Genomic DNA, 13,795 nt, shown 5'->3' on the forward strand with positions numbered 1-13,795 from the left:
ATTATTTTCATGAAACGGATAAAAATTGAAGGTGATGGGAGTGTTATTTTTGTCAAAAGGGCTTATTCACCATATAGAGTTATACGTTTCTAACTTAAAAACATCCACACATTTTTGGGGATGGTTTCTGGAGGAATTGGGATACAGTGCTTTTCAAAAATGGGAAAGTGGACAAAGTTGGAAAAAAGGTGAGACATACATTGTTTTTGTACAAGCAGAAGAACGATTTCTGGATGTGACTTATCATAGATGTCGAGTTGGTTTAAATCATCTTGCCTTTTATGCTGACTCACGTCAACACGTAGATGATATGACGGAGAAATTAAAAAATAAAGGAATTGCTATACTGTATAAAAAGCAGCATCCATTTGCTGGTGGAGATGACCACTATGCTGTATACTTTGAGGACCCAGATCGAATAAAAGTGGAGCTAGTAGCTCCTGAGTAGTTCCATGAACTATAAGAAGTATACATTTTTTAGGGTGAATAGTATAAGAAGGTATAAAATTTGAGGCTAAGGGAGAACGAAAATATTAAACGGGTGTCACTGCAAACGGTACGGCTTTTATAAATACGGTGAGAAATATAGAAACACATATTTGGGATGATTTTGTTTTAAATGAAGGGACAAAAGTCAGAAGCAATAAGAGATGTAACTGATAAGTAGATTAGAAAGAGCTGGATGATGCTATCACATTCTTCATATTATGGCAAAAGGGATGCAGTAAGTAATATTACTGCATCCCTTTTTATTAATGGAGTCAAGGGGGATCGAACCCCTGACCTCTACGCTGCCAGCGTAGCGCTCTCCCAGCTGAGCTATGACCCCAAATATAAACATAAGTCTTATTATAAATAATTGCGGATATTATTTCAAGTATATGAACCATGAAATGCTGCAAAAATATTTAAAAATGACGAATTATTGAATGTTACTCCCACAGAAACACGAATGCCATGCTAAATAGATGCGTTGTCTTAGAACGCATGGAACTATTATTACAATAGAGTTAGCCAACCTTTTTACAAATGGGGAAAACAAATGTATATGCTTAAATGTCTGATTTTTCCGCCATTTGACGTTTAAAAATGGGAGGAGTACCATAAAAACATCTTGAAGAAAAATTATCAGTCTATTCTGAAGGAGTTTGAATCATGTCAGCATATAGTAAAGAAGAAATTGTAAATAGCGTCCCCCAGACGGGGTTTTTTGGTCATCCAAAAGGTTTGTTTACACTTTTCTTCACCGAATTTTGGGAACGTTTTTCCTATTATGGAATGCGCGCGCTGTTACTTTATTACATGTATACCGAGATTGCAAGTGGTGGATTAGGTATCGCTGATGATACTGCTAAATCTATTATGGCAATTTACGGATCACTTGTGTATATGTCAGGAATTATTGGAGGATGGATTGCTGATAGGCTATTAGGAACACAGCAAACGGTGTTTTATGGTGGGGTATTAATTATGGTTGGTCACATTGTATTAGCGTTACCTGCTGGAGTAACAGGATTATTCTTATCTATGTTTTTAATTATTATGGGTACAGGCTTGTTGAAGCCGAACGTCTCTAGTGTAGTTGGTGATCTTTACCGCTTATCGGATGTAAGACGGGACTCAGCGTTTAGTATTTTTTATATGGGTATAAATATGGGGGCACTAATTGCACCTTTAATTGTTGGCACATTAGGCCAAGAATATAACTTTCATTTAGGCTTCGGTGTAGCAGCAATTGGTATGTTATTAGGTCTCATTGTTTTTGTAATTACAAAAAAGAAATACCTCGGTTTAGCCGGCACGTATGTACCTAATCCACTCGCTAAAAATGAAAAGAAAAAAGTATTTGGCCAAATGACGATTGGAATTATTCTTATTATTATATTAGGCTTTGTTACTATATCGACAGGCATATTAACAATTAACCGATTTACTTACCTTGTGAGCATACTCGGAATTCTTATTCCTACCATATATTTTATTGTCATGTATCGTAGCCCTAAAACAAATGAAGATGAAAAATCACGTCTGCTTGCTTATATTCCTTTATTCATTGCCGCGATCATGTTTTGGGCAATACAGGAGCAAGGATCTATCATTCTAGCTGAATATGCAGACAAACGGACACAATTGGAATTTTTAGGTATAGAGCTACACTCATCGTGGTTTCAATCGTTAAACCCATTATTTATTGTTGTTTTAGCGCCTGTATTTGCTGGAATATGGATTAAGATGGGTGAACGACAACCATCAACGTCCAAAAAATTTTCTCTCGGTCTGTTTTTTGCTGGGCTATCATTCTTAGTCATGATTATTCCAGCAGCTATTAATGGAACGGAAACGTTAGTGAATCCTATCTGGCTAGTGCTTAGCTTTTTACTCGTTGTTATTGGTGAACTATGTTTATCGCCTGTCGGTTTATCGGCAACTACCAAACTTGCACCAGTTGCATTTTCAGCCCAAACAATGAGTCTGTGGTTTCTATCAAACGCTTCTGCCCAAGCAATTAATGCGCAAATTGTGAAACTTTATCAGCCAACTACGGAAATTATTTATTTCGGTGTTATTGGCGGGGGTGCAATTTTACTAGGAGTAATTTTACTATTAATGTCACCAAAAATTCAAGAGTTTATGAGAGGGATTCGTTAAGATTTACACCTGTCTCATGAAGGATATTCTATCTATAATGAGACAGGCGACATTTAGTCCACGCAGTTCAAGATTTATCACACATTAGAGTGCGTCAGTCCGCTATGATACGCAATCATGCAGTACCTCCTGCATTCTGTCTTTGACTTAATGCAATAAGGCTGATGGAGTATTGTTTGCCGATTTCAATCGTTCGACAATCGTTAATGTTTGCGCTTCTTCATCAATTTGCTCTCTGAAAAATTCAAGAACGATAACAGTTGTTTGTGGATCCACTTGTGTTATATAATGATAAGCCTGTCCATAAGCATTTGTTACATATTGTTCATGTTCAAGAACTTTTTTAAAAATTTCAAGTGGCGTTCCGAAATCACTTGGTTGTTGAGGAACATCACTTAGCTTCACAATGCCGTCTTTTCCAGTTAAAAAATCAATTAAAGTTAGCATATGCGTTCTCTCTTCTTCCGATTGCAACCTTAACCACTTTGCAATACCAGTGTAGTTTTTACGATCTAAGTAGGCTAACATAGCTAAATGCAAAGTTGTTGATATATGCTCAATCTGAATGAGTTGATTCAATAGTTGCCGAGCTTCTTCTTTTACTATATTATATACCTCCCAAATTTACATTTCCATAATAGGTTATGCCCCAATGAAAATGATGTTCTAAAATATCGTGCGATATTATTTCTTTTTAAAACAAAAAAACATCTCCTTCATATCGCTGGAAATGTGTTAAAGGTAGATGAAATGTTATATCAACCTTTCGACATTGTAAGGTAATTTCGCCTATTTTTATGGTAATATAAATTTATCAAATCAATCGATGAGGTGAAATGACAATGAAATCCGAACACATTTTATCTTCACTTTGTTATTTTAGCGTATTTTTTGCTCCGTTTATTTTTCCCATTGTTGTTTATTTCTTATCAGATAGAGGTATTAAAAACCATGCTAAAAGTGCTTTGTTTATACATTTAATTCCTGCGATAACGGTTATTGGAGCATTCATTGCTCTTTTGATAAGTAACTTAAATGAAAATGTAACCACTTTAGCGATAGCAACAGTAGTGGTTATAAATGCATATTATTTTATTCTCAATTTAGTTAAAGGAGTTAAAGTTTTGCAAGGAGGTTCTACAGCTTAGACAAATAAAAATGCCTCACGTTGACTAAAATATGGATGAAAAATAGCAGGAGTGGTGTGAAAACACTTTACGTCATTCCGTTTTAATATTAAGAAATATATAAATTAACGCTTAGTTTTTTTGGTTTTTTTTATGGTATGATAGATTTAGTTGTGAACTACTCACCACTTAGCTTCGCTTGAAGTGGGAGCTTCTCATTTCCACGACGAAAGCAACCTTTCGTCTCCATGAGCGTTACTTCGGGAAGTTCCTGCCCTAGATGTCCGACGAATCGGAGTTTCTTTCGTACCTTGGATATTTTACGCATGGAAGGATTCGCTTGGTTTTCGCATTATTAGTTTCTCCATGCAATCTCATATATCCAGTTTTCAAAGAACACTTCATGCTCTTATGGTAACATGCGTTCGGTCAATTAGCACGTCTAAAGACGTACTTGACCGAAAGCCAATTCATCTCCACCTTACCGCTGGGATTTCACCCTTCACACGCTTGAAGATGGAGACTTCTTGGCTAAAAACGTTAAAAAGAGCGAAGTACTTATATTATCTTCTCAGGAGTGTTGGAAGTGGTTAAAACAATAGAAATTTCCTCCTAAAATTGTATTACACTATTTAGGAGGAAAAATAATGGATAAACAATTAAATTATAATCGAAACACGCAACACGGTAAAAATGTTTTGTTAATCATGACTTTAGCATTCTCCGTGTTATTATCTGGGGTTACTGTCGACATGGTTACGCCTGTATTAGGTATGATTGGTAATGACTTAGGGGCGTCTGAAGCTCAAACGAGTTGGATAGTTGGTGGTGTTGCACTTGTTTTGGCAATAGCCATTCCTTTTTATGGACGTATTTCTGATTTTGTAGAGGCGAGAAAGTTGTTCACGATAGGTGTATTCATTTTAACATTAGGCAATCTTATTGCTGCACTTGCGATGGATCTAAACATGCTAGTATTTGGAAGGATGATTCAAGGCGCTGGAATGGCTTCCGTGTCCGTCGTTTCTATTATCGTTATTTCTAGAGTGTATCCACCAGGTCAACGTGGTATCGTTTTAGGAATTGTTGCTGGTAGTATTGGTATCGGAACTGCTGGCGGCCCAATTTTTGGAGGACTTGTCGGACAATGGCTAGGTTGGAAAGCTTTATTTTGGATCACATTTATTTTAGGGGTGCTTATTGCAATAAGTGCGCAGATTTCCATGCAAAAAATTTATCCTTTAGAGAGTGAAAGAAACAAAACATTTGATGTCATAGGTGGTATTTCACTCGGTCTAACGATAGGTTTCTTTTTGTTAGGTGTTACTTTATCTGAAAATCAAGGTTTAACTTCTTATTTAACGATGATATGTTTAGGTGTATCGTTCGTTGCTCTAGTTATTTTAATCATTCGAATACGAACCGCTAGTCAACCATTTATTCCACCGATCTTGTTAAAAAATTATGCGTATGTTCGTTCTGTGCTCATCATTTTTTTGTCCATGTTTGCTTATTTCCCTATTCTTGTATTTATTCCACTGTTAGTTGTGGAAGTGAATGGACTTTCACCCGGTGAGGCTGGAATGCTCCTGTTACCAGGAGGAGCGGCTGTTGCCATTTTATCACCAATTATAGGAAGATTATCTGACCGTATAAAACATGAACTTCTGTTAATAGCTGGTCTGCTATGTATGGGTGCCTCTACGTTCTTTCTCTCCCTTTTTGCAGGAGGATCCCCCATTATGTTATCGATAGGCGTGTTAGGAAGCGGGATTGCTTATTCGCTCATAAATTCTCCTGCGAATAACTTTGCTGTATCTACATTGAACAAAGAACTGGTAGGAGTAGGAATGGGATTATTCCAAGGCGCTTTATTCTTAGGTACAGGTGTAGGTTCAGCGTTGATGGGGGCTTTCTTAGCCATACGTCGTAAAGGGGAGAATGCCATTAACCCTATTTATGAGTTAGATGCGCCGTTTTATTCAGATGTTTTTTTAGCACTAACATTGATTACAATCATTGCTCTCGTTATTACGCTTCGTATATTAAAGAAAGTGTAGTGACTTACCAACATAACTTGTGGTGAATAAAGCTGATAATCCATTTTATACAACACTATGGTCAGCTTGGTGTACGCAAGTTTTATCAAGATATCCTGTGTGAACAGCATGATTTAAAGATCTCGCAAGGCAAGGGCTTTACTAATGTGCAGATGTTTGCGAAAAACAATCCATGCAAGGGCAATTTATAACGGTTATAGATGCTGTATGGCTCCCACTTAAATAATTAGAAGATTCGAGCTGGACAAATTTAAGTGGGAGATACCAGCATCATTGTTTCGTGGTCTGAATAGGATGTGAATCAAGAGCGTTTAGATTTAAAAAGTATTTGACGGGTTCTGTTACATTGTCTTATAAAAACATAAGTGACAAGATTTTTCATTTAATGAATGTCTTTAAAGAATTCTTCATTTTTAATAGCGAATTCAGAATATGGATCATGCTCTTTTACTTTTAGATGATGCTCATATGATTTCTGTTTATTTCCCAATTGCCAATAACATACACACATTTGTAAATGTGGGTACCAGGTAGTATAAGCGGTATTAGTAAATCCTGCATCGTTCTCTACTTCAATTGTAAGAGCTAACATATACCATCTAATTGCTTTTTGAAAACTATTTTTATTCATAAAATGGTCACCAAGTCTACAAAGCACTTCTGGCCGAGGGAGGTCAAATTTAAACGTATGCAGTAAAGCTGTTGTCTCCTCATCTATTTCACCCAGTGCCTTATAACAGTCAGCCATATAGATACATGCGCGAATTGCATCTTCTATCCAACCACGTTCTGAATTTAAGAATTTTTTATAATAATTAATGGCTTCTAGAAAGCGTTGATGATCTTTTAATTCATTCGCATAATAAAATAATTCTCGGGGAGTAAATTCAACCCCTTTTTCCAATTGTTTTTCGTAAATTTTTAAGTTGCGATCTCTTGTAGAAAGGTCTATTTCTTTATCCTCTTTACGATGAGTGATAGCTATATCGGAATGGTATATATTACCATATACTAAAATGTATTCATGGACAGCTCCAAACCATTTGAAATGATTACTTCTTTTTAAAAGACGATTTCTTCTAAACTTAAAAGTAGGATTTCCTTGTTGATCAAATGAAGTGTGGTAGTACATGGATACGGCATCAATAGTGTCATTTAATTCTGTTTCTTTTAGGTTTTTTAGTTTATCAAGGTCTTCTGGAAGAACGACATCGTCTGCATCTAGATATAAAATGTAATCTTTTGTTGCATAACTAAATGATTTATTTCTAGCTTTAGAAAAATCATCTACCCATTCAAAATCAAATACTTTATTTGTAAATTGTAATGCGATTTCTTTTGTACGATCAGTTGAACCAGTATCTAATATAATAATCTCGTCGCAAATAGATTCTACACTGCGCAAACATTGCTCCAAGACTTCTTCTTCATTTTTAACAATCATACACAAGCTTATAGAATGCATTGGTTTCCCTCCATTTTTATTTCATTATAAAAAGTACAAGGTAATTCTCAGTTAAGTTCTCAGACCTTTTAGAAAACAAAGTGATCTTGTATATAAAAGTGGTGTGAAATTCCTGTTTCCATAAAACGGAGGATGTGTGGGCAAGTCTAAGCACTAAAAAGTAACGGCGTCTATATTTCCTTTTGTGAGGTGGCCTTTAGGTGAAATCTTTGGATTACGAACAATCAGAGGGGAAAGGAAATCCTACTGATGGAAGGTTCATTTTATCGGCGTGTTTTCATAAGAATTTTCCTTTAATTTTAATTCAAATGAGCTTTCGAAAACCTTCATTTTTAACTTATTCATTTTTGTTCACTTTGATTAGGTCATTATCATAGTTACAAACATTTTTATTTCAAATATATTGGAACCGGACGTGGTGAATAACTTAGTACGTTTATCTACAGCTGCAAAATTTTATAATTTCCTAGACTACAAGAAGGCTTACTGGCGAATTACCAGTAAGCCTTTCTTGTATAGGGTTCTAGATACTAAGGCTGTGATGACCGAGGAGGAAATAGTTATATTGCTGGTATCAAAACGAAACATACAGCTTAAATTTTAGAAAGAATCATACTTGCTTAACATTAGAAATTAATTCAAAAATGCACGTATTGTTTGTATGATATAATTTTGATCTTTGTTAGAAAGCATAGGAGATATAGGAAGTGCTAATATTTTTTTTGACACATGTTCTGTAATTGGAAAATCACCTGTTTTATAATTTAGATAGTGAAGGGATGTTTGTAAATGTAAGGGAATAGGATAATATATAGCGCTTGCTATCCCGTTATTTTCTAATGTAATTTTGAGGTCATCTCTATTATCTAATTCAATGCAATACTGATGAAAAACATGTTCATTATGTTTAGGTATTTCTGGTGATTTTACAAAAAAATTTAAATTTTTTGTATAATTCATAGCAACTTCTTTTCTTTGACGCAAGAATTTGTCTAAATAATTTAATTTCGTTAATAAAATTGCGGCTTGAATTTCGTCCAACCTACTATTCATTCCAATATATTTATGATCGTATTTTCCTTCACTTCCATGGTTTCTCAATTTGTGAATAATCGTATATATACTGCTTTCATTCGTTGTAATGAAGCCTGCATCTCCAAAAGCTCCCAAATTTTTCGATGGAAAAAAAGAAAAGCAACCAATATCCCCAATTGTTCCTACTTTTTTCCCCCCATATTCCGCTCCAATTGCTTGGCAGGCGTCCTCAATCACTTTTAAATGATTTTTTTTTGCAATCGCCATGATTTCGTCCATATTTGCTGCTTTTCCAAATAAATGAACTACTATAATAGCTTTCGTGTTTTTATTTATAGCGTCCTCAATTTTTGCAGAATTAATGTTATAAGTTTTTTCATCTATGTCAACAAATACAGGTTTGGCTCCTACCTGGACAATGGCTTCTGCAGTAGCAAAGAACGTAAAAGGTGTTGTAATAACTTCGTCTCCTTTACCAACACCTAAGGCAAGCAAGGCTAGCTGTAAAGCATCTGTTCCGTTTGCTACCCCAATACCATAGTTGGATTTTAGATAATAAGCCAATTTTTTTTCTAATTCTTTTCCTTTTTCTCCTAATATGAACATGCCACTTTCCATGACATCCATGATAGATTGGTTTAAGTGAGCTTTCATTAGCTGTATTTCTTTTTTTATATCAACCATTGGAATGGGTCTGAACTTATTTTCCACCATTTATTTTGAGTTCCTCCTTTTTATGGGAGTTTACATAACCTTAATGAATCTGCCCAACTAAGTGTAAGCTATCCAAAACAATCTTATAAATAAGTCTGATGTACCATTTTTAGTACACTTTTAGAACAAGCGTCTCTATATCTGTAAAGAAAATTTTCCTGTTGTAAATAATTTTTCATCTGTCATTGATGATTGATATAAGTTGAATTCCCATCCCATCCCCTTTGCTTTGATTTAAACTCTATACGCATTAATCTTATTCAACTTCACCGCGATTAAGCCTTTTTGCTGGATTACCAACTGCAGTAATTTTATTAGGTATGTTTTTAGTTACTACGGAACCTGCACCAATAATAGATTGTTCACCTATAGTTATACCAGGTAATAAGGAAGCATTATTTCCAATTTTGGCACCCGCTTTTATATATGGTCCTTTTAATGCGTATTGTGCAGCTCCCATATATTTATCATTAGCCATTGAAACACAAGGGCCAATAAAAACATTATCTTCTAAAAATGTGTCTCCAGTTATATAAGCTTGAGTTTGAATAGTGCAATTACTGCCAATCATTGTGTTTAACTCCACCGTAGCGCATCTTCCTATAATAGTTTTTTCTCCAATAGAAGTGTTTTCCCGTATACTGGCATGGTCACCTATGAAAACATCTTTGCTAATATAAGCTCCAGCATAAATGGTTACTAAGTTACCTAACCTTGCCCCTTCTCTAATTACAAGCACATTTTCCACAGTACTTTTTCGAATGCGCTTATTGACATGAGGTTTAATGCCAAGAATGCAATTACAGCCGACCATGACGTTGTCTTCAATAATAGTTCCTTTTAGAACAGTTGTTTGATGGCCGATAACTACATTTTCACCTATTGTTACTCCATCCTCAATAACCACGTATTCACCTAATCGCACGCTGTCATGGATATTATTCAAATAAAAAACCTCCTCTATAACCTGCAATCACACTGATTTATCCCAATAATAAGGTACTGTAAAAGTCCACTTTAAAAATTGAAGTTTTGATTTGAAGAGTATAAGTGAGAGATAACAGTATCTAATTCCACAATTCATTGATATAAACAAGGGAGCGGACACAAAAGGATGGTTTATTAGTTGGTAAAATTAAATGTATTCAATCATTATTTTCTCTTACTCTTACCTCACGATATAAAAAATAGCAGTTATTTACATATAATTCGTAATGATAAGTATGAACTAAAAAACATTGCTGTATAAGATAATAAAGTGCCTTAGATTTCTTCCTGTTATACAAATACGCTATGGTGGCGAATAAGGTTGAGCGGTGAAATTTTAATGTTTGCCTTTAATTTCTACGGATATGGATGTGGTAGAGATAAGTTCATACATAAGCACTCATATATACATGTCTGAATAACATTATGACGTGGAAAATACTTCTCTTTTCCAAGTAATGAAGAAACGAGTAGCAAGGGATTCCAAAAGGTTTTTTTAGTGTATTTTATCAACGCTTTCTTAAAGTGAACTCTTTGAACATATTATGAAATGGTAATGAAAAATATGTCTACTTTCTAAAAATACTATACCTTCGAATGTACTCCGTATAAAGGGGAGTCTTCTACAAAAAATTCTTTCATCCAGATCAAGCTCATTCCTTTTCATATTGAAATAAAAGCGTTACTTCAAAATTTCGTCCAATTTTTGTAATTGTTATAGGGGTCTATTTATCTTTTGCGTATTCTGCATAGAATAAATAAGAAATCCTTTCTTCTTTTTTTTGTATTAAAAATTTATATGGAAACGAATTTGCCATTAAGTGAAAGCTTTTTATAGTAGTCATTTCATTAACTTATCACCATTTCTTTATAGCTCAAGCTGTAGTTACCCTTAAGCGACAAACCTAACATTTTATTTAAAAAAGCTTTTAAGTTGAAAGTAATTATGAGCGAGGAGATAAATTATGATTAAAGTTGGTGTCGTTGGCACAGGTAAAATGGGTGAAAATCATGTACGAACATATTTAAAGCTTGACCAATATTGTAAGTTCATTGGTATTTATGACAATAATGAGGAAAAAGCAAAAGAAATTTCCAACAAATATGGAGTACAATCATTTCAAACCTTGCAATCTCTATTAAGTGAGGTGGACGCAATAAGCATTGCAGTTCCAACTAAATATCATTATGTTATTAGTTCTGTTTGTGTAGAGTATAATGTACACATGCTGTTGGAAAAGCCAATTACTGAGACTATTTATCAAGCAGAACAACTGATTAGTAAAGTTAAAGGAACGAATTTATGTCTTCAGATAGGACATATTGAACTATTTAATCCTTTAATTCAATTTTTAATGATGCATTTAAAAAATGAATCTGTTATTGGAATGGAGTTTCATAGAATGCATCCTTATAGTGAAAGAACTGAACAAGCAAATGTAGTCAAAGATTTAATGATGCACGATATTTATATTGTACAAGAAATTTTTAAAAACAAATGCTTCGAATTTGAATCAATGGGGAGAATGAGCAATAATAATTTAACGCATGCTGTAGCTATCGCATCTATTCCTGATGATATTATTATTCAATTGTCAGCAAGTTTTCAATCAAAAAAGAAAGTAAGATCTATTCATGTTTTTACAGAAAATACGTTTATTCAAGCTGATCTTTTGGCTAATAAATTGGAAATTACAGATTCTCTATCATCTAAGACAATATCATTTAAAAAACAAAAATCATTACAGTTACAGCTACAAGACTTTATAAATTCAATCAAGCTACAAAAATCTCCAACCGTTACTGCCCTTCATGGATTACAAACTTTAAAGCTAGCCGATGACATAAGTAAACAAATAAAGCCCCTTCGCTGATTAAAATGAAATAAGGTTGGACATACTGAAAACTATCAAAATAAAATGTTAGGTGGTTTTCATATGTTAATAGAAATTAAGGATATTGAAAATGTGTTCCATATTCCAGAACCTTGGTATATCCATGTCTGTATATTTGATGAAATAAAGCAACAGCTAGATGTCTATTTAAAAGTAGATAGAGATGCTTTATTTTCATGTTCGGAGTGCGGGGCTAAAAATCAACGTTTTTTTGATATTGCTGATTACAACCGGACATGGCGTCATTTAAACTTTTTAGAATACCCATGCTATATTCATGCAGAACACCCACGTACAGATTGTGAAAACTGCGGAAAAAAGCGTCGTGTTTCTATCCCTTGGGCTATAAAACCACGAGCTTCTTTTACAAAGCTATTTGATGCGTGGATTATGATGCTTGTTAAAGACATGCCAATGAATGCAGTAAGTCGCTTAGTGGGGGAGCACGATACACGTTTATGGCGAATATTACATCATTATGTAGATCAAGCTATGGCTCATCAAGACCTTTCTCATGTTACTAAGATTAATACGGATGAAACGTCATCAAAGCGCGGGCACCAATATATTACTATATTTGTGGACTCAGATAAAAAGAATGTCATTCATGTTGCCAAAGGAAAAGATGCTGCTACATGGAAAACGTGTAAAGAACGCCTAGAAGAACAAGGTGGTCATGCGAAAAATATAACAGAAGTCTGCATGGATATGTCACCTGCTTTTATTAAAGGCGCCTCTGACTATTTTCCGGAAGCCTCTATCACTTTTGATAAATTTCATGTGATTCAAGAGGCTAACAAAGCTGTAGACGAAGTTCGTCGCAACGAGCGTAAGACATGTGCTGAGCTCAAAAATACCCGTTATGCTTGGTTGAAAAATGAAGAAAATTTAACGAAGAAACAAAAAGCCATGCTGGATAAACTGAAAGATACAGAATTAGATACTGCCAAAGCTTATCGTATGCGACTTTGTTTGCAAGAAATTTATCAATACCCTGCTCCCATCGCTCCTATGGTATTGGAAGACTGGATACAATGGGGATTACGATCTCGACTAGAACCAATGATAAAGCTGGCAAAGACGTTAAAAAAGCATTTTGATGGTGTAGTTCAATGGTTTCAATCGCAATTAAATAATGGTATTTTAGAGGGTATTAACAGCTTGTTCCAGACGGCTAAACGAAAGGCAAGAGGGTACCGGTCTGATAAAAATATTGTAGCTATGGTGTATCTTCTTGCTGGGAAACTAGACTTTTCCATCAAATAAAAAGAACAGGTATCAGTATGGAGTCATGTGTCGCTCGCAACCAAACCCGTTCCCTTGTCCAATACTTAGGATACCACCTAGAAAGAAAATTATACATCGAATAAGATGTTGCTTAATTGGACTTGTATCAGGTGGTGATTGTGGAGCGAAGCAATTAAATCCGTTCCCTTGTCCGGTTTTGATTTGGTTTTTTCATAGATTTTATAGAAGCTATTAAACTGTGTTTTATGCTATTTCATCGTATTTAGCGAAGAGCCCAAATAAAAGCTTTCCACGCATGTATATAAGTAGAATCATAATAAGCTTGTATTCACTTAAATAGCCCTATTGATATTTATGTTTCTGCTAAATGAAATCCATTATGAAATATGATAATTTCTATTGTGATGCAATTCGCATGTTAAAAATACGTTCTTAAGAATTTATGTGTTGAATTGTTACAGAAATACTTCAGAAAAGGGGCTAACTTTTATTAGAAAGTGTACCCTTCAATCGAGTAGTTTTTCTTGCATCTTTATTAATTGTAAGTAGACCATGGATTTAATTTAAAGGTACTTTAAAAAAGGAGATTTAGGTGCTGTAAGACTGTCTTCTCAA

General features: G+C 34.6%; 10 protein-coding genes and 1 tRNA gene. 6 read left to right on the plus strand and 5 right to left on the minus strand.

Annotated features, from left to right (window positions below):
• The first annotated feature begins 49 nt into the window (after positions 1-49).
• Positions 50-448, plus strand: coding sequence for a VOC family protein (locus tag D9780_RS01060; protein WP_121638955.1), 399 nt, complete (start codon positions 50-52; stop codon positions 446-448).
• A 308-nt stretch (positions 449-756) separates the two neighbouring features.
• Here the strand turns inward: D9780_RS01060 and D9780_RS01065 are convergent.
• Positions 757-829: transfer RNA gene (locus D9780_RS01065), tRNA-Ala, on the minus strand.
• 326 nt (positions 830-1,155) lie between these two features.
• Here D9780_RS01065 and D9780_RS01070 point away from each other — a divergent pair.
• Positions 1,156-2,649: a peptide MFS transporter gene (locus D9780_RS01070; protein WP_121638956.1), complete on the plus strand. Its 1,494-nt coding sequence runs from the start codon at positions 1,156-1,158 to the stop codon at positions 2,647-2,649.
• A 147-nt stretch (positions 2,650-2,796) separates the two neighbouring features.
• On the opposite strand, the gene D9780_RS01075 is transcribed toward D9780_RS01070, so the two are convergent.
• Positions 2,797-3,255, minus strand: coding sequence for a ferritin (locus tag D9780_RS01075; protein ID WP_121638957.1), 459 nt, complete (start codon positions 3,253-3,255; stop codon positions 2,797-2,799).
• Positions 3,256-3,491: 236 nt separating this feature from the next.
• On the opposite strand from D9780_RS01075, the gene D9780_RS01080 reads away from it, so the two are divergent.
• Positions 3,492-3,797 (plus strand): magnetosome magnetite crystal formation protein family, encoded by a 306-nt coding sequence (locus D9780_RS01080; RefSeq protein WP_073013107.1) that lies wholly within the window; start codon positions 3,492-3,494, stop codon positions 3,795-3,797.
• Between the two features lie 626 nt (positions 3,798-4,423).
• Positions 4,424-5,836, plus strand: a complete 1,413-nt coding sequence (locus tag D9780_RS01085; RefSeq protein WP_121638958.1) for an MFS transporter — start codon at positions 4,424-4,426, stop codon at positions 5,834-5,836.
• Between the two features lie 382 nt (positions 5,837-6,218).
• Here D9780_RS01085 and D9780_RS01090 read toward each other — a convergent pair whose 3' ends face one another.
• The 3 genes from D9780_RS01090 to D9780_RS01100 form a co-directional block, all read right to left on the minus strand.
• On the minus strand, positions 6,219-7,301 hold the full coding sequence (locus D9780_RS01090; protein ID WP_121638959.1) for a glycosyltransferase family 2 protein: 1,083 nt from the start codon (positions 7,299-7,301) through the stop codon (positions 6,219-6,221).
• 633 nt (positions 7,302-7,934) lie between these two features.
• Positions 7,935-9,050 (minus strand): DegT/DnrJ/EryC1/StrS family aminotransferase, encoded by a 1,116-nt coding sequence (locus D9780_RS01095; protein WP_121638960.1) that lies wholly within the window; start codon positions 9,048-9,050, stop codon positions 7,935-7,937.
• A gap of 256 nt (positions 9,051-9,306) precedes the next feature.
• Entirely contained in the window at positions 9,307-9,996 is a 690-nt protein-coding gene (locus D9780_RS01100; RefSeq protein WP_121638961.1) for an acyltransferase, read from the minus strand.
• Positions 9,997-11,002: 1,006 nt separating this feature from the next.
• Between D9780_RS01100 and D9780_RS01105 the strand changes: the two genes are divergently transcribed.
• Both D9780_RS01105 and D9780_RS01110 read left to right on the plus strand, forming a co-directional pair.
• Positions 11,003-11,911: a Gfo/Idh/MocA family protein gene (locus tag D9780_RS01105; protein WP_121638962.1), complete on the plus strand. Its 909-nt coding sequence runs from the start codon at positions 11,003-11,005 to the stop codon at positions 11,909-11,911.
• A 63-nt stretch (positions 11,912-11,974) separates the two neighbouring features.
• On the plus strand, positions 11,975-13,198 hold the full coding sequence (locus D9780_RS01110) for an ISL3 family transposase (RefSeq protein ID WP_121638963.1): 1,224 nt from the start codon (positions 11,975-11,977) through the stop codon (positions 13,196-13,198).
• Positions 13,199-13,795: the final 597 nt, after the last annotated feature.

The organism is Virgibacillus sp. Bac330 (assembly GCF_003667845.1).
GTDB lineage: Bacteria > Bacillota > Bacilli > Bacillales > Amphibacillaceae > Virgibacillus > Virgibacillus chiguensis.

Excerpts from the sequence above, each read along its gene's own strand:
- D9780_RS01070 (WP_121638956.1), top strand. The coding sequence starts at position 1,156 with ATGTCAGCATATAGTAAAGAAGAAATTGTAAATAGCGTCCCCCAGACG.
- D9780_RS01085 (WP_121638958.1), top strand. The coding sequence starts at position 4,424 with ATGGATAAACAATTAAATTATAATCGAAACACGCAACACGGTAAAAAT.
- D9780_RS01080 (WP_073013107.1), top strand. The coding sequence starts at position 3,492 with ATGAAATCCGAACACATTTTATCTTCACTTTGTTATTTTAGCGTATTT.
- D9780_RS01095 (WP_121638960.1), bottom strand. The coding sequence starts at position 9,050 with ATGGTGGAAAATAAGTTCAGACCCATTCCAATGGTTGATATAAAAAAA.
- D9780_RS01090 (WP_121638959.1), bottom strand. The coding sequence starts at position 7,301 with ATGCATTCTATAAGCTTGTGTATGATTGTTAAAAATGAAGAAGAAGTC.
- D9780_RS01110 (WP_121638963.1), top strand. The coding sequence starts at position 11,975 with ATGTTAATAGAAATTAAGGATATTGAAAATGTGTTCCATATTCCAGAA.
- D9780_RS01105 (WP_121638962.1), top strand. The coding sequence starts at position 11,003 with ATGATTAAAGTTGGTGTCGTTGGCACAGGTAAAATGGGTGAAAATCAT.